General features: G+C 54.2%; 15 protein-coding genes. 2 read left to right on the forward strand and 13 right to left on the reverse strand.

The features are described 5' to 3' along the window. Positions 1 to 56: 56 nt before the first annotated feature. The 12 genes from trpS to pilM form a co-directional block, all read right to left on the reverse strand. Positions 57 to 1,061 (reverse strand): tryptophan--tRNA ligase, encoded by a 1,005-nt coding sequence (gene trpS / locus QMZ65_RS16420; RefSeq protein WP_283216364.1) that lies wholly within the window; start codon positions 1,059 to 1,061, stop codon positions 57 to 59. Positions 1,062 to 1,076: 15 nt separating this feature from the next. Next, entirely contained in the window at positions 1,077 to 1,754 is a 678-nt protein-coding gene (locus QMZ65_RS16425) for a phosphoglycolate phosphatase (protein ID WP_160834626.1), read from the reverse strand. Then, complete coding sequence (rpe, locus tag QMZ65_RS16430) at positions 1,738 to 2,421, reverse strand: ribulose-phosphate 3-epimerase (RefSeq protein ID WP_034819612.1); 684 nt, start codon at positions 2,419 to 2,421, stop codon at positions 1,738 to 1,740. The genes QMZ65_RS16425 and rpe overlap by 17 nt, the downstream gene beginning before the upstream one ends. Positions 2,422 to 2,486: 65 nt before the next feature. Beyond that, a complete protein-coding gene (gene dam, locus QMZ65_RS16435) occupies positions 2,487 to 3,299 on the reverse strand; it encodes an adenine-specific DNA-methyltransferase (protein ID WP_034819614.1) in 813 nt (270 codons plus the stop codon). A 96-nt stretch (positions 3,300 to 3,395) separates the two neighbouring features. Then, positions 3,396 to 4,436 (reverse strand): SPOR domain-containing protein, encoded by a 1,041-nt coding sequence (locus QMZ65_RS16440; protein ID WP_283216365.1) that lies wholly within the window; start codon positions 4,434 to 4,436, stop codon positions 3,396 to 3,398. Between the two features lie 173 nt (positions 4,437 to 4,609). Further along, positions 4,610 to 5,698, reverse strand: a complete 1,089-nt coding sequence (gene aroB, locus QMZ65_RS16445; protein ID WP_097119708.1) for a 3-dehydroquinate synthase — start codon at positions 5,696 to 5,698, stop codon at positions 4,610 to 4,612. Positions 5,699 to 5,737: 39 nt separating this feature from the next. Beyond that, positions 5,738 to 6,259, reverse strand: coding sequence for a shikimate kinase AroK (gene aroK / locus QMZ65_RS16450; RefSeq protein ID WP_034820046.1), 522 nt, complete (start codon positions 6,257 to 6,259; stop codon positions 5,738 to 5,740). Positions 6,260 to 6,740: 481 nt separating this feature from the next. Then, the gene (gene hofQ / locus QMZ65_RS16455; RefSeq protein ID WP_160834628.1) at positions 6,741 to 8,000 is read right to left on the reverse strand and encodes a DNA uptake porin HofQ; all 1,260 of its coding nucleotides are present in this window, start codon (positions 7,998 to 8,000) and stop codon (positions 6,741 to 6,743) included. Continuing rightward, positions 7,942 to 8,322, reverse strand: coding sequence for a HofP DNA utilization family protein (locus QMZ65_RS16460; RefSeq protein WP_097119709.1), 381 nt, complete (start codon positions 8,320 to 8,322; stop codon positions 7,942 to 7,944). Before QMZ65_RS16460 ends, hofQ begins: the two co-directional genes overlap by 59 nt. After that, the gene (locus QMZ65_RS16465; RefSeq protein WP_097119710.1) at positions 8,312 to 8,806 is read right to left on the reverse strand and encodes a HofO family protein; all 495 of its coding nucleotides are present in this window, start codon (positions 8,804 to 8,806) and stop codon (positions 8,312 to 8,314) included. Before QMZ65_RS16465 ends, QMZ65_RS16460 begins: the two co-directional genes overlap by 11 nt. Then, on the reverse strand, positions 8,799 to 9,344 hold the full coding sequence (locus QMZ65_RS16470; protein WP_255253304.1) for a PilN domain-containing protein: 546 nt from the start codon (positions 9,342 to 9,344) through the stop codon (positions 8,799 to 8,801). Before QMZ65_RS16470 ends, QMZ65_RS16465 begins: the two co-directional genes overlap by 8 nt. Next, positions 9,341 to 10,150: a pilus assembly protein PilM gene (pilM, locus tag QMZ65_RS16475; RefSeq protein WP_097119711.1), complete on the reverse strand. Its 810-nt coding sequence runs from the start codon at positions 10,148 to 10,150 to the stop codon at positions 9,341 to 9,343. The genes QMZ65_RS16470 and pilM overlap by 4 nt, the downstream gene beginning before the upstream one ends. Positions 10,151 to 10,392: 242 nt before the next feature. Between pilM and mrcA the strand changes: the two genes are divergently transcribed. Continuing rightward, a complete protein-coding gene (gene mrcA, locus QMZ65_RS16480; RefSeq protein WP_283216366.1) occupies positions 10,393 to 12,942 on the forward strand; it encodes a peptidoglycan glycosyltransferase/peptidoglycan DD-transpeptidase MrcA in 2,550 nt (849 codons plus the stop codon). A gap of 50 nt (positions 12,943 to 12,992) precedes the next feature. Here mrcA and nudE read toward each other — a convergent pair whose 3' ends face one another. Beyond that, positions 12,993 to 13,559: an ADP compounds hydrolase NudE gene (gene nudE, locus QMZ65_RS16485; protein ID WP_211729238.1), complete on the reverse strand. Its 567-nt coding sequence runs from the start codon at positions 13,557 to 13,559 to the stop codon at positions 12,993 to 12,995. Between the two features lie 397 nt (positions 13,560 to 13,956). On the opposite strand from nudE, the gene QMZ65_RS16490 reads away from it, so the two are divergent. Continuing rightward, complete coding sequence (locus QMZ65_RS16490) at positions 13,957 to 16,098, forward strand: intracellular growth attenuator family protein (RefSeq protein ID WP_283216367.1); 2,142 nt, start codon at positions 13,957 to 13,959, stop codon at positions 16,096 to 16,098. Positions 16,099 to 16,102 lie beyond the last annotated feature (4 nt).

The raw sequence follows: 16,102 nt of genomic DNA on the forward strand, positions 1-16,102 counted from the left end.
ATAAAAAAACGGCGAGTCGTCACAACTCGCCGTTCATAGGTCAGGCAGCTAGCTGATTAAGGCTGAGCCACAAAACCCACCGCTTCATAAACTTTCTTCAGCGTTTCCTGCGCCTGCGCACGGGCCTTGGTTGCGCCATCACGCATCACCTGATTCAGGAAAGCTTCGTCGTTACGGAAACGATGATAGCGCTCCTGCAGCTCAGTCAGCATGCCGGAAACCGCTTCCGCCACTTCGCCTTTCAGGTGGCCATACATCTTGCCTTCGAATTCCTGCTCCAGCTGCGGAATCGACTTACCGGTGACACCAGAAAGAATATCCAGCAGGTTAGAAACACCGGCTTTTTCTTTCACGTCGTAACGCACCACTGGCGGCTCGGCGGAATCGGTGACCGCGCGCTTGATCTTTTTCACTACCGCTTTGGTGTCTTCCAGCAGGCCAATCACGTTGTTACGGTTGTCATCCGACTTCGACATCTTCTTGGTCGGTTCCAGCAGCGACATCACGCGTGCGCCTGATTTCGGAATAAACGGCTCAGGGATTTTGAACACATCGCCATACAGCGCATTGAAACGACCGGCGATATCGCGGCTCAGTTCCAGATGCTGCTTCTGATCTTCGCCCACCGGTACCTGGTTGGTCTGATACAGCAGAATATCGGCCGCCATCAGCACCGGGTAATCGAACAAACCCGCGGTGATGTTTTCAGAATAACGCGCGGACTTATCCTTAAACTGCGTCATACGGCTCAGCTCGCCAAAGTAGGCATAGCAGTTCAGTACCCAGCTCAGCTGCGCGTGCTCAGGCACATGTGACTGTACAAAAATGGTGCTTTTTGCTGGATCAATACCGCAGGCAAGGTACAGCGCCAGGGTATCCAGCGTGGCTTTGCGTAGCGCAGCCGGATCCTGACGAACGGTGATGGCGTGCAGATCGACGATGCAGTAAATGCAGTGGAAATCATCCTGCATCTGCACCCACTGACGCAGCGCACCCATATAGTTGCCAATGGTCAGTTCACCGGAAGGCTGGGCGCCGCTGAAAACGATGGGTATGCTCATGTTATATCCTGATAATTACAGCCCGAGAGCGGGCAAAAGTTCGCTAAAAGTATCGAGAGTGAGATCGGGTTGGCTGGCGGCAATCGGCTCGCCATAGTTGTAGCCAAATGTCATACCGACATTAGGTACACCCGCAGCCTGAGCTGCGTGAATATCATTACGAGAATCACCAACAAATAGTAATTCTTTTTGCAGTACGCCAAAGTGACCCAAAACAAGGAAGATCGCTGCCGGATGGGGCTTTTTCACCACCACATCATCACCGCCAATAATCAGCGTGAAGAAATCGGCAATGCCCAGCGATTGCAGCAAAGGCGCGACAAACGGCGTTGGCTTGTTGGTGACGATGGCCATCGGCAAGCCTTTGGCATGCAAAGCAGCCAGCGTCTCTTTCACCTGCGGGAACAGCGTGCTGCCCGCTTCCACCGTTTCGGCGTAATACTTGTCAAACAGCGTGCGTGCGTCACGCTGCTCTTCGGCGTGCGGTTCACGGCCTAGTGCCCAGGTCAGCGCGCGTGTCATCATCACATCTGCGCCATTGCCAATCCAGGTGGAAGCCAGCGCCAGGCCAGGAGGCGGTAACTGCAAATCACCTAAAGCATGATCAATGGCCTGTGACAGACCCGGTGCGCTATCGACCAGCGTGCCATCGAGATCAAACGCCAGCGCGCGGATATCAGTGAAATGAGCCATTAACTTTCTCCAGTTCGCCGCGCATTTCGTCGATCACTTTTTTGTAATCGGGGTGACCAAAGATGGCTGAACCGGCCACAAACATATCCGCACCTGCCGCCGCGATCTGACCGATGTTATCGATCTTCACACCACCGTCCACTTCCAGACGGATATCGTAACCGCTTTGATCAATAAGACGACGCGCCTGACGCAATTTGTCCAGCGTGCCGGGAATGAAGGATTGACCGCCGAAGCCAGGGTTCACTGACATCAGCAGAATGATGTCGAGTTTATCCATCACGTAGTCGAGGTAATCGAGCGGCGTCGCCGGATTGAACACCAGACCCGCTTTACAGCCGTGCTCTTTGATCAGTTGCAGTGTGCGGTCAACGTGCTCACTGGCTTCAGGATGGAAGGTAATGTAAGTCGCGCCCGCTTTAGCGAACTCTGGAATCAGTGCATCCACCGGCTTCACCATCAGATGCACATCAATCGGTGCCGTAATGCCATAGTCGCGCAGCGCTTTCAGCACCATTGGCCCCATGGTCAGATTAGGCACATAGTGGTTATCCATCACGTCGAAATGCACCACATCCCCGCCTGCTGCCAGCGCTTTGGCGGTATCTTCGCCCAGGCGAGCAAAGTCAGCAGCAAGAATTGAAGGGGCCAGCAAAAATTGTTTCATCCGATTCTCCCAATTTTGTGCGCCAGCCAGAGCTGGCGTAATGCGTTGGTCGCGGACGAAACAGGCTAGCGGAAAAGCGCCAGCAGTTCGTCAACCTGAGTGCGACCACTTATGCTTCGGCTGATGGAACGCCGGGCTTTGACTACGTGTAAAACCGCATTCTGATACCACTCACGCGTGAGCAGCGTGTCGTGGTTGGAAATCAGCACCGGTATGCTGTTTTCATGTGCCAGCTTATTTGCCAGCTCGGCCAGATGCTGCTGCTCGCGCAGGCTAAAGCTATTGGTGTGGTACGCGGTAAAGTTCGCCGTCGCCGACAAGGGCGCATACGGCGGATCGCAATAAACCACTGAGCCAGCAGGGGCGTTGTTCAGAGTAACATCGTACGATTCACAGACAAAGGTCGCTTTTTGCGCCCGTTCGGCAAACCACAACAGCTCCGCTTCCGGGAAGTAAGGTTTGCGATAACGACCAAAAGGCACATTGAACTCACCGCGCAGATTGTAACGGCACAAACCGTTATAGCCATGCCGATTGAGATAGAGAAACAGTAATGCACGCTGATATTCATCTTTGCTGGCGTTAAAGGCCAGACGTTGCGCGTAATAGGTCTCTGCGATATTACCTTCAGGCGTGAACAGCTGCCGCGCGTCTTCAATAAACTCAACCGTGCGGTTTTTAACGATGTTATAGAGATTGATCAGGTCACCGTTGATGTCCGCCAGGTGATAGCGATCATAATCGGTGTTGAGGAACACGGAACCGGCACCCACAAAAGGTTCGACTAAACAGTCACCTTGTGGCAAATGACGACGGATATCGTCAAGCAGCGGGTATTTCCCTCCGGCCCATTTAAGGAAAGCGCGATTTTTCTTCATGCTGTCGTGGTTATTACATCTTAATTATGGGCTGTGGTGGAACCGACAGCAGCTTTGCGCTTTAAACGGGGCCGCATGATCGCAGCCCCACATCAATTACTGACTTTCTTTCTTCACCTGACTCAACGGTTTTACCCACGGATTTGCCGCACGAACTTCAGCAGGCAGTGATGCCACTGCGCGCTTGGCATCGGCTGGCGTAGCGTAAGCACCGCTGACCAACACATACCAGGGCTGACCGTTACGCGTGGTTTTATACACATGATAACCGCTCAGATTTTGTTTCTTCGCCCAGGCATTCAGGCTCTCTTCTTTCGACGCACCGCTCAACTGCAGCGTGTAGCTGCCACCGGTTGGCAGTGACTTACTGGCACCGCTGCTGGCACTCACAGGTGCATTGTGTGCGGCGGTGGTATGTGTTTTATTCTCTTTTGCTCCGGCGACTGGTTTCGACGTGGCCGGCGCTTTATGCGCGGTGTTGCTGTGCGTTTCACGTGAACCGTTGCTATTAGCACGCGCAGGTATTTCAGAGCGCATCGCCGGAGGCGTTATCGCTTTACCGTTACCGCTCACCGTAGCAGGCGCAGTGGGCAGTGAACTGTTGCCTTGCGCACCCTGTGCGGCGTTATCAACCTGACCTTGCTGGTTGCTCAACACACTGTTGAGATCGCCCGGCAGCGTCACACGTTGCTGATTGGCTGGCGTATCGACAGGCGCAGCCTGTGTCGGTGTTGAAGACACCGCTGGCATAGAAATCGAGTTGGAATCGCTGCTTGCTGGCGAGGATGATGCAGCTGACGTCTGTGGTGCGTTTCCTTCCGCTGAAGGCGTGGCGTTTTGCTGGCCGCTCATGGACGTCGAGCCGGAAAGGTCGATGTTCTTTTCACCACCGGTTGCCGTCGGCGCCGCATTGCCATTATTAGCAGTGGTCGCTAGTTTCTTTTCATCTGGACCGGTCAATGCCGAACCGATGCCCAGTACTACCAACAGCAGAACCAGTATGCCGATCCCCATCATCATATGCTGACGAGAAACAGGTACCTTCACTTTCGGCGCAGAAGACGTTTTGCGTGGCCGCGTAGGACGGCGGTCACTGGCATCAGGTTTTAACTCGTCTTCCGGTTTGAACTCATCCATCTAGCCTCCTCCGTAAAACGGCACGCTTCCCACGCACCGCATCACCACTCTACCCGTCATACTCAAGCTGAAACGGCGTTGGTTGCACTTTATTATCCAGACGCTCACTCACATCAGCGCCTGGAATGCATGCAATGCTCACCTTGCTGCAGCTCAACTTATTCCGGATATCTTCAGTATTTTATACAATCGTTAATCGCAGCCAGCACCATATCATGTGCCACACCTGCGCGCACTTCAGAGCGGCCAATTGCGAGAGGCAGCACCAAACGCATTTCACCCGCCAGCACTTTCTTATCGCGCATCATGTGCGGAAGATACGCTTCTGCTTGCATGCTTTCCGGGCCGTGCACCGGTAAACCGGCACGCAGAAATAGCGCGATAATGCGATCGGTATCCGCTGCAGAGAACTGTCCCAGACGTTCAGCGGTACGCGCAGCCATCACCATGCCTGCCGCAATCGCTTCACCGTGTAACCAGTTGCCATAGCCCATGTGCGCTTCAATCGCATGACCAAAAGTATGGCCCAGATTGAGCAGTGCGCGTTGACCGTTTTCACGCTCATCGGCGGCAACCACTTCAGCTTTGAGTTCACAGCAGCGACGGATGCAGTAGGCCAGGGCTTGCTGATCCAGTGCCAGCAGAGCATCAAGATGCTGCTCCAGCCACTGGAAGAACTCGCCATCGAGGATAATGCCGTATTTGATCACTTCCGCCAGACCAGACGCTAATTCGCGCGCCGGCAGCGTAGCCAGGCAATCGGTATCGACCACCACTGAGGCTGGCTGGTAGAAGGCACCAATCATGTTTTTGCCCAGCGGATGGTTGACGGCTGTTTTACCGCCGACCGAAGAGTCGACCTGAGACAGCAGCGTTGTCGGTACCTGGATAAAGCGCACACCGCGTTGATAGCTCGCAGCAGCAAACCCAGTGAGATCACCAATCACACCGCCGCCGAGCGCAATTAACGTGGTATCACGTCCATGCGGTTTCTGCAGCAGCGCGGTGAAGACATCGTCCATCACAGCGAGCGTCTTGTACTTTTCACCATCAGGTAAAATCACCTGATCCACCTTCACGCCCGCCTGCGAAAGCAGTGCTGACAGCTTGTCGAGGTAGATCGGGGCAAGCGTCTCATTGGTCACCAGCATGGCGTTATCGCCTGCTTTTAGCGGCCAAAAAGAAGCCGGATCGTTAAACAGTCCGGCAGCGATGGTGATGGGGTAACTACGATCCCCGAGTGAGACAGTGATCTTCTCCATGATGACCGATACCTATTGCTGAGCCGTCAGGGCGCTGGATTAATTTTTTTCCAGCATGTTGATGATCTGATTGGCGACAACTTTTGCACTTTGATCGTCAGTGCGAATAGTGACGTCAGCGATCTCTTCATAAAGTGGATTACGTTCGCCAGCTAAAGCTTCCAGTACTTCGCGCGGTGGCTCTTCAACCTGCAACAACGGACGTTTTTTATCACGCTGTGTACGAGCAAGTTGCTTCTCGATAGTCGTTTCAAGATAAACGACCACGCCGCGGGCGGAGAGACGATTGCGGGTTTCACGGGATTTGACAGAACCACCACCGGTCGCCAGGACAATGCCTTGTTTCTCGGTGAGTTCATTAATGATCTTCTCTTCGCGATCGCGGAAACCGTCTTCGCCTTCCACATCAAATACCCAGCCTACATCCGCTCCGGTACGTCGCTCAATTTCCTGATCGGAATCGAAAAATTCCATATTGAGTTGCTGAGCTAACTGACGACCAATAGTGCTTTTGCCGGCACCCATCGGCCCAACCAGAAAGATATTGCGTTTCTCTGCCATTTTATCGGTATTACTAAGAATTCGTTGATGATACCCCGCGTTCAGCATAGTGCTGGCGGGACAGGAACTGAGACCTCATGAGCATTAACAAGAGTCAGACGGAAAATTATCTCAACACTCATGGCCGTTTGGCAACCGAATAAATTGGCCCCGGCGACCTTGTAACAGGACCGGTCTGTGGTTCGCGAGACGGTAACGCCCCTCCTGTTTCCTTCACACTTCAAGCAGCATGCGCGTTGGCTGTGTCTTTTCATCCCTGAAACTTACAGAAATAAGCTTAGAAATGAACGCTTTCACCACCGCGCTTTAACTCAAATTATTTAAGGAAAATATATTCTGACGCCAGTATCGCTTGTGACTGACGCCCATCGGAAGGTTATCCTGCCGCGTTCCGCTACACCGTTTTAAAAATCGCTAAACCTTGTAAGCTAATTCCTGCCCTGCGTCAACGCAGATGGCAAATCAGAGTGAATTTTCCGCTTTATCCGGCTGTAAGCGCTGCTTCCCTGACCAGTCTGGGGGTAATGAAGATCACCAACTCCTTCTTTTTATGTTCTTTGGTTTGCTGACGGAACAGCGTTCCCAATAGGGGCAGTTCACCCAACCAAGGTACCCGCTGCTCGGTCTGCATGCGCTGTTGTTGAAAAATCCCGCCCAGCGCCAACGTTTCGCCATCACGCAGCGTCACCTGGGTTTCAATTTCCTGCTTATCAATACTCAGCACGCTGCTTTCACCCACGTTCAGGCTGCGCCCCGGCATGTTCTGGCTTAAGCGCAGTTTTAACTGAATCCGTCCATTCCCCAGCACCATGGGCGTCACTTCCATCCCTAACACTGCCTCTTTAAATTCAATCGCCGTTGCACCACTGCTGCCCGACTTCACCTCGTAAGGAATTTCGGTTCCCTGTTTAATGGAAGCGGTTTGCTGATGAGAGGTAAAAAGCCGTGGACTGGCGATGATTTCAATTTGGTTCTCCTGCTCAAGCGCGCTGAGTTCCAGATTTAGCAATCCGCCACTGACCTGACCCAGCGTAACGCCCGCGCGCAAAGCAGGATTATTTACCGCCAATGGGATCTCCAGCTGTGGATGATGCAAGGCTGCCGTCACACTTTGGGCAGGTGCGGTGTGCCAGTTCACTCCCAACTCACGCAGATGCTCTTCATTGATGGTGATGATGTGGGCAGACAACTCGACCTGTTCGAGTGGCATATCCAGCGCGCGCAACCAGCGCGAGGCGTCACGCAACGCGGCGGCGGTGTCACGCAATAACAAGCTGTTGGTGCGGCTATCGACCGTGACACTGCCGCGTGAAGTGAGGAGTGAACGCTCCGCTTGCAGACTACGATAGACATCGCTGGCATTGGCGTAATGCAGCGTGACGGACTGCTGTTCGAGAGGAAGTTGCTGTTGCCGCTCCTCATGTTCTGTTTTCGCCTGTTGTGTCTGCATCTGTTGCCAGCTTTCGGGATAAACCAGCAGCACGCCCTCTTCCTGCACTACGGTGAGTTTTGCCAGCCGGGTCACCAGCGCCAGTGCGCGTTCCCATCCTACATTTTCCAGGCGCAGTGATAAGCGCCCTTCAACGCCAGGTGCAATCAGCAGGTTGGTTTGTTGATAATCTGCCAGCGCCTGCAAAATACGTTCAACGGGGGCATCATCAAACACCAGGCTCAAGCGTTCTTCATTTGCCTGCAGGGGCAGGCTCAAACTCAGGCACAGCAGTAGTGTCATCCATTTCATAATATCCTCCTTTTATAGACCAGATGATTTGCTGCGGCGGGCAGCTTTGCGCGACATGCAAGGTCATGCTATTCGCGGTTAATGCTGCCACCTGCCAGCTTGAGCGCGGTAACCGAGCCGAAGGGCCAAGCCGATGATTTTTTCCTTCTGGTGAGCGTAGCCAGGCAACATAGCGCGTGGGAGTACCGATAATGCCCTGCAACCGCCAGCCATCAGGTTCAGCTACCTGCATCCGACATTGCACCTCGGGCAGCGGCTGAAAGGGATCGCGTGCCAGCGTAAAGCCGCTCCACAGCACTAACAGCCATGCACTATGGCGCATCTCCATCCTCCAGCCACAGCTGTGTGTTCAGCGCTCCCTGCTCTTCTTTGAGTTCAAAGCGCTGCGGTACAGGCAGGCGAGTCAATGACAGCTCAGAAAACAGCGGAACAAATTGCGTCCAGCCGAGCCGCAGCTGTAACTGCTGCGGCTGATTATCCGGTAGCCAGCTTTCCAGTTGATCGCCGCGCGCGGTGATCAAAGCTTCAAGCGTAGCTTGCTCAGTGACGCCACTCATGGGTTGCTGTAACCGTGCGATTTCCTGTTCGAGTACGTTGATGGCAGGTCGTGCAGCCAATAGCTGCTGACGCTGCATCATCTGTTGTGACATCACCGCCTGCTGGCGTAATTGGGCAGCATGGACCTGTTGCTGCGGGCGAAGCAAAATCCACCACGCCATAAGCATCAGCAGCAGAGACATGCCTAACAGGCAGGCAATCCGCCACATCAGGGCTAAAGCGAGCCAGCGCTGTAATGCATCATTCACCGATGTTCTCCTGCATCCGCGCGCGCAAGACAAATCGATAGTGCCCAGCGGTTTGGCGCTGCACGCTGGCCGGTTTAACCGTGGCAAACAGCGGCTGCCGCATCAATTGATGACGAAAATCCTGGATCGCCATCATGCTCTGCGCCTGCCCCTCGAACAGCAAGACGCCCTGGCGCCGCTCCACCCGTTTGAGCCAAAGCGTGTCCTGCATCAACATTGGCAAGCGCAGCCAGAACTGTTGCCAGCGCTGATGCTCATCCTTTTTACGCTGCCGTATCCGCTGCGTCTCTAATAGCTCATCGCGTTGCTGCAGCAGCAGTTGCTGTCGCGTCAACTGGCGTTGCAACGCTTCATGCTGTTGGCTGATATCCGCCAACGTCCTGTGCATCTGGCCCTGTGTCTGGCTTCCGCGCCACCATAACGACAGCACCATCATTACAGTCGCCAGCAGGACGCATCCCAGCAGGGAAAAACTTTGCTGGCGGCGGCGCTGCTGCAACCGGACGCGCCAGGGTAATAAATTGACGGCCAGCATCATGCATCCTCCGGGCGCAGCGCCAGACCCAGCGCAATGGCAAATTCCCCTTCGTGCGCGGGCAATGGCGGCTGCCGGTAATGCAGTAATGAAAGCGGTTGACAGTGCGCCACGCTGGGTTCAGCCAGGCTGTAGGTCGAGGTGCAAAAGATGGAGGATGCCTGAGGGAAGGTATCACGCAGTTTCGCCAGCGTTAGAGGCTCTGTGGCCGCGCCTGATGTGCCCGGCTCACCGGCTAACGTCCATAGCCAGTGATCGCTAAGCGGATGGATTAAAAGTTGGTCACGATGCAGCGGCATGCGCATGGCGATTTGGGTCAACGCCAGGCTGCTCAGTTCAAAGACATCGGGTCGCAGGCCAGCCTCCTTTAACGGCGCCAGCCACTGCGCAATCACTTCACGCCGAGCCGCCGTAATGCACAGTTGCGTTGCATTGCGTGCCGAGCGGTAGTCAATCGACAGCGTGGCGGGTTCAACCGGAAACAAGCGTGGCGCCGAGGATGCCACATAACGGCTCATTGCTGGCTCACTGAGCGAGGTTTCTGGCAGCGGCAATGTTCGCTGCAACACCAGTTGCGGGGGCAAGCCAACTCGCAGTGAATAGCGTTTCGGCAGATGGCGCTGCCAGCGCGTCAACATCTCCTGTAACAGTGGGGTAGTTTGCAACACGCCGTTGCGTAACGTATCGTGCGGCAGCGGTTGCTGCCACCAATGGCGTAACTGCCAGCCATGACGTCGGCGTTCAATGCCCAGGGCGCAAAGTTGCCCGTTTTGGATGTCCAATCCAATTTGCCAGCGCTGAAAAGCCATATGCGCGATCTCCTTATCTTTTAAGGTAAAAAAAGAGAGACCCTCAATCTTTCGAGTGGCGGCAAGGCGGAAAACGAACTATTACTCAGGCGCTTACCGAAGTCAGCGTCTAAGGTGAGCTCGCGCAGCCGACATAGCTGCCGCTCGAAGTATGACGGGTATATCAAAGCGTCAGGCTTGCCTTTATACTACCGCGCGATTGTTTATAAACTGCCCAAACGACAACAGATGGGAATTCTCAGGTGAAGTTCGTAAAGTATTTATTGATTCTTACAGTGTGTTGCATTCTGCTGGGAGCAGGCACGGTTTATGGTTTGTACAAATACATAGAGCCGCAGCTGCCTGATGTGAACACGCTGAAAGACGTGCGTTTGCAAACCCCAATGCAGGTTTACAGCGCGGATGGCGAACTGATCGCCCAGTACGGTGAGAAGCGCCGCGTGCCGCTCACCTTGCAACAGATGCCGCCTGAGCTGATCAAAGCGTTCATTGCAACCGAAGACAGCCGTTTCTATGAGCACCATGGTGTCGACCCGGTGGGCATTTTCCGTGCTGCCAGCGTCGCGCTGGTGTCCGGCCATGCTTCGCAGGGTGCCAGTACCATTACGCAACAGCTGGCGCGTAACTTCTTCCTTAGCCCTGAACGCACGCTGATGCGTAAGATCAAGGAAGCGTTCCTGGCGATTCGCATTGAACAACTGCTGAGCAAGGATGAAATCCTCGAGCTCTACCTCAACAAAATTTATCTGGGTTACCGCGCCTATGGTGTCGGAGCGGCTGCACAGGTCTATTTCGGTAAGCCGGTTGATCAGCTTTCGTTGAGTGAGATGGCGATGATTGCCGGTCTGCCGAAAGCACCGTCAACCTTTAACCCGCTTTACTCTCATGCGCGCGCGCTGGCGCGTCGTAATGTGGTACTGGCGCGTATGCTTGACCAGAATTACATCACGCAGCAGCAATATGATGCCGCGCGCAACACGCCGCTGGTCGCAACCTATCATGGTCCCGAAATTGCCTTCTCCGCACCTTATCTGAGCGAAATGGTGCGTCAGGAGATGGTGAAACGCTATGGTGATGCCGCTTACGATGATGGCTACAAAGTGTATACCACCGTCACGCGTCATCTGCAGGAGGCCGCACAACAAGCTGTTCGCAATAACGTGATGGCGTATGACATGCGTCATGGTTATCGCGGCCCGACCAACGTGCTGTGGAAAGTGGGCGAAGCAAGCTGGGATAAGAGCCGCATTCAAAACGCGCTGAAAGATCTGCCGACCTACGGTCCACTGAATGCCGCCGTGGTGACCACTGCCACGGCCGATGAAGCCACCGCGATGATGAAAGACGGCAGCAGCGTCTCTCTGAGTATGGCGGGCGTTCGCTGGGCGCGTCCTTACAAATCCGACACGCTACAAGGCCCGACGCCCCGCAGCGTGACGCAGGTACTGCAGGCAGGCCAGCAGATTTGGGTGCGTAAAGTCGATAACGATTGGTGGTTAGGTCAGGTGCCGCTGGTCAACTCGGCCCTCGTCTCGCTCAATCCAGAAGACGGTGCGGTACGCGCGCTGGTCGGTGGTTTCGACTTCAACCAGAGTATGTTCAACCGTGCGACACAGGCACTGCGTCAGGTTGGTTCAAACATCAAACCGTTCTTGTATACCGCCGCGATGGACCGTGGACTGACGCTGGCTTCCATTCTGAATGATGTGCCTATTTCACGTTGGGATGCGGGTGCCGGAGCCGACTGGCGCCCCAAAAACTCACCGCCGACCTATGCGGGGCCTATCCGCTTGCGTCAGGGCCTGGGTGAGTCGAAAAACGTGGTGATGGTACGTGCGATGCGTGCGATGGGTGTGGATTACGCCGCAGAGTATCTGCAGCGCTTCGGCTTCCCAGCACAGAACATCATCCATACCGAATCGCTGGCACTGGGTGCGGCTTCGTTTACCCCAATGCAGGTGGTGCGCGGTTATGCCGTGATGGCTAACGGCGGCTTCCTTGTCGATCCTTACTTCATTACCAAAATTGAGAATGAACAAGGCGGCGTAATGTTCGAAGAGAAACCGAAGATTGCCTGCCCACAGTGCAATCTGCCGGTGATCTACGGTGATACCAAAAAATCGCTGGCGTTGAGCGAAGAGAGCGTGGAAAACGTCGCGACCTCCGATCAATCGCAGAATCAGGCGGTGCCACAGCCGGAGCTGGAGCAAGTGCCTGCTCAGCCGCAACCCGCAGGTGACCAGCAATACGCACCGCATGTGATTAATACACCGCTGTCGTTCCTGATCAAAAGCGCACTGAACTCCAACGTGTTCGGTGAGCCAGGCTGGATGGGGACAGGCTGGCGTGCGGGTCGTGACCTGAAGCGTAACGATATTGGCGGAAAAACCGGTACCACCAACAGTTCAAAGGATGCGTGGTTCTCGGGTTACGGCCCTGGTGTCGTGACCTCAGTGTGGATTGGTTTTGATGATTCACGCGCGCTGGGCCGCTCGACCATGTCAGGCGCGATTCCTGACCAGATTTCTGGCTATGAAGGCGGCGCGAAGAGTGCTCAGCCTGCCTGGGATGAGTACATGAAATCTGCGCTGGATGGCGTGCCGGTACAGCCGCTGACACCGCCAGATGGCGTTGTCACTGTGACGATCGATCGCGGTACGGGCAAGCTGGCCAACGGTGGCGGCAATACCCGTCAGGAGTACTTCATCAATGGCACTCAGCCAACGGAGTATTCAGTGCATGATGTGGGCACCACACTCATGGACAACGGCCAAAGCCACGAACTGTTCTGATCAAAAAAGCCGGCGTATTCGCCGGCTTTTTTATTGCGCACTTGTCGTATTCAGTAGGTCAATCGTCCCTGCTTCACCAGCCACTCACGCACCAGGAACAGTGCACTGACATTTCTGGCTTCGCCGAAATCTGGCTCGTCCAGCAACGCCAGTAGGTTATTGAGCGGCCAGCGGTGCACAATCAGCGGTTCAGGTTCATCCCCTTCCAGCTTCTCTTCATACAACCCCTCAGCCACCACAATGTTCATTTTGCTGGAGAAGTAAGACGGAGCCATAGTGAGTTTACCCAGCGCTTCGAGTTTTCGGGCACCAAAGCCGGCTTCTTCTTTTAACTCACGGTCTGCGGCTTCAAACACGCTTTCGCCTGGGTCAATTAACCCCTTAGGAAAACCCAACTCATAGCTTTCCAGCCCCACGGCATATTCCTGAATCAGGATCACATCATCACCCAGAATCGGCACAATCATCACCGCTTCCCGGTTGGAAGGTTTCATACGCTCATAGACACGGCGTGCACCGTTACTGAAAGCGAGATCAACCGCTTCAATAGTAAACAAGCGGGAGCGGGCCACCGCTTCCACGTTGAGGATGTCAGGTTTTTTCATTGGAGTTTTCATATCAGCCTCAAACTTAGCACAGCCTTGTGAATCGCGATGACGCCAGCATACCGAAGCCCGCAGCAATGTGCGACACGCAGCGCAGGGAAAGCATCGTGACACACATTTGCTTACGCCTGCTAACAACTTATTGTTATCTATACACTTAAATTTTCACAATAAGTCAATGGGGCCTTGTTAAATTCAGAAAATACCGATATTTAATTGAGTGTCCTGTGGTTAACATCCCATTAAGGAATAATCTAATAAATTATAATTCAATGATTTTGCGCGTTATTTTATCTGAGTTTTTTCTTGTAAGAATGACTTCTGCTCGCCAAAATTGACTGGTAATAATGGTTCCATCGGGAGCACATCGTAAACGTGAAGGCAGTTTTTTGGCTGGATTGAGCAAAGCATGAGCACTTTTATCACCATTCTGGCTGTCATGCTGGCCTGCTCTCTGATAGCAGGAATAGGTTATTGGTACGCTATGCGGCATCGTCCGCCGTTGGCGAAACCGCTGCCGTTTATAAGCCCCCCCTGCCGCAAACTCACTGATGAAGAACGTCATGCTATTGAAGCGTACATTGCGTCCCTGGCGAAACAGCAAAAACAGAGTACTGCCCGCTCCTCAAAGAAGTCGCGTGAAACCGAATCCCTGACGCTCACGGCGCAGAGCAGCAATGTTTATCCTGTCACACGTTCCATCACTCGCTATGGTCTCTCAACGGATGATGCGCATCAATGGCGCTACTACCTCGATGAAGTGGAAGTGCATCTGCCACCGCTGTGGGAGCAGTACATTGCGGAAGAGAATTATGTTGAGCTGATCCGCACTCAAACGCTGCCGCTGGTGATCTCACTCAACGGTCACTCGTTAGTAAACTATGCCGTAGAACAACCCGCCTTGCCGCCGCTGGTGCGCTCAATGTCGACCAACGCCTCTATTCGTAAAGAGGAGAGCGAAAATGTCGAGTTGCTGCAAGTGCGTAAAGAGTCGCCGGAAGAATACCGTCTATCGCGGCCGGATGGCACGCGCGAGGCCATTGTTATCTGCTTTGCCTTCCTGCTGTTCTTACTCAGCCTGGTGCTGCCCGGAAGCCTGATGCTGTGGATTGCCCTGTCAGCCTGCGCAATGATTGCGGTTAGCTTGTGGTTCCTTTACCGCTTCCCGGGTGAAAAAGGGCTGCGCGATGTGCACTGCTTGCGCGGAGCACCGAAACGCTGGGGCCTGTTTGGTGAATCCAATCAGGAGCAGAGCAATATCTCGCTGGGCATTATCGATTTAATTTATCCCGCCCACTGGCAACCCTATGTGGCGCACGATTTGGGCCAGGTGACGGATGTCGACATCTATCTGAATCGGCAAGTGGTGCGACAGGGGCGTTTCCTCTCCCTGCACGATGAAGTTCGCAACTTCCCAGTTCAGCGCTGGCGCAAAAATCTGGTGCTGGCATGTGGTTCGCTGGTGGTGCTGGTGATGCTGTTTACCTGGATTCCGCTCAGTATGCCAATCAAGCTCAGCCTCGCATGGGTAAAAGGCACCGAAAGCATTGAAGTGAATAGCGTGGATAAACTCAACGCCCTGCCGCTGCACATCGGTGACAACCTGAAGGTGAGCGGAACCGGCATGTGTTCCGTACCGGGCAACTATCAAAGCAATCGCAGCTATGCGTATATGCCGTTCGATTGCTCAGCCATTTACTGGAATAACGCAGCACCTCTGCCGCAGCCGCAGTCGGATATCATCGATAAAGCTGCCGCTCTGCTTGATACCACCACACGTCAGCTGCATCCGGAAACCAACACCGATCCGAAACTCAATCCACAGCTCGCCTCCGCGATACAGAAATCGGGCATGATTCTGCTGGATGATTTCTCTGATTTAGTGCTGAAAACACAGGATCTGTGCAGCCAGCAGCAAGATTGCGTCCGGCTGAAAAATGCCCTGGTGAATCTGGGCAATGCTAAGGATTGGGATTCACTGATCCACCGCGCAGATTCCGGCAAGCTTAACGGCATGAACGTGCTGTTACGCCCGGTCAGTGCGGAAGCGCTGGAGAACCTGGTGAATACCGCGACCTCGACATTCTTCTCGCGTGAAACCCGTCGTGCAGCAGAAAATCTGAATAGCCCACCACCGGGCGGCTTCCTGATAGTGAGTGATGAGGGTCGTCAGATGGTGAATCAGCCACAGCCTTCCGTGTCGCTGTTTGATCTTGATGCACCATCGCAATGGCGCGAATTACAACGCATGTCCGGCATGCTGTTGCACACGCCGTTTGCTGCCAACGGCATCATTACCAGCATCACCACTGACGCTAACGGCACACGCCACATTGCGTTGCACAATGAACCGGATGCGATGGCGCAATGGCGATACCTCGGTACCGCATTATTGATGCTGGTGCTGATCCTCTGCGGCGTCACCAATGGGCTACTGGCCCTGCGACGTGTGCATCGTAATCGCCTGCGCATGGTGGAAATTCAGCAGTATTACGACAAGTGCTTCAATCACAATCTGAGCACTATGCAGAGCGTGCGCTCACTGTTCTGAGCCC

The organism is Pantoea sp. EABMAA-21 (assembly GCF_030053335.1).
In the GTDB taxonomy this organism is placed as follows: domain Bacteria; phylum Pseudomonadota; class Gammaproteobacteria; order Enterobacterales; family Enterobacteriaceae; genus Pantoea; species Pantoea communis.

What these genes read in the sequence shown, in the direction of transcription:
- trpS (WP_283216364.1), bottom strand. Translation starts at nt 1,061, where the DNA reads ATGAGCATACCCATCGTTTTCAGCGGCGCCCAGCCTTCCGGTGAACTG.
- QMZ65_RS16425 (WP_160834626.1), bottom strand. Translation starts at nt 1,754, where the DNA reads ATGGCTCATTTCACTGATATCCGCGCGCTGGCGTTTGATCTCGATGGC.
- rpe (WP_034819612.1), bottom strand. Translation starts at nt 2,421, where the DNA reads ATGAAACAATTTTTGCTGGCCCCTTCAATTCTTGCTGCTGACTTTGCT.
- dam (WP_034819614.1), bottom strand. Translation starts at nt 3,299, where the DNA reads ATGAAGAAAAATCGCGCTTTCCTTAAATGGGCCGGAGGGAAATACCCG.
- QMZ65_RS16440 (WP_283216365.1), bottom strand. Translation starts at nt 4,436, where the DNA reads ATGGATGAGTTCAAACCGGAAGACGAGTTAAAACCTGATGCCAGTGAC.
- aroB (WP_097119708.1), bottom strand. Translation starts at nt 5,698, where the DNA reads ATGGAGAAGATCACTGTCTCACTCGGGGATCGTAGTTACCCCATCACC.
- aroK (WP_034820046.1), bottom strand. Translation starts at nt 6,259, where the DNA reads ATGGCAGAGAAACGCAATATCTTTCTGGTTGGGCCGATGGGTGCCGGC.
- hofQ (WP_160834628.1), bottom strand. Translation starts at nt 8,000, where the DNA reads ATGAAATGGATGACACTACTGCTGTGCCTGAGTTTGAGCCTGCCCCTG.
- QMZ65_RS16460 (WP_097119709.1), bottom strand. Translation starts at nt 8,322, where the DNA reads ATGCGCCATAGTGCATGGCTGTTAGTGCTGTGGAGCGGCTTTACGCTG.
- QMZ65_RS16470 (WP_255253304.1), bottom strand. Translation starts at nt 9,344, where the DNA reads ATGATGCTGGCCGTCAATTTATTACCCTGGCGCGTCCGGTTGCAGCAG.
- pilM (WP_097119711.1), bottom strand. Translation starts at nt 10,150, where the DNA reads ATGGCTTTTCAGCGCTGGCAAATTGGATTGGACATCCAAAACGGGCAA.
- nudE (WP_211729238.1), bottom strand. Translation starts at nt 13,559, where the DNA reads ATGAAAACTCCAATGAAAAAACCTGACATCCTCAACGTGGAAGCGGTG.
- QMZ65_RS16490 (WP_283216367.1), top strand. Translation starts at nt 13,957, where the DNA reads ATGAGCACTTTTATCACCATTCTGGCTGTCATGCTGGCCTGCTCTCTG.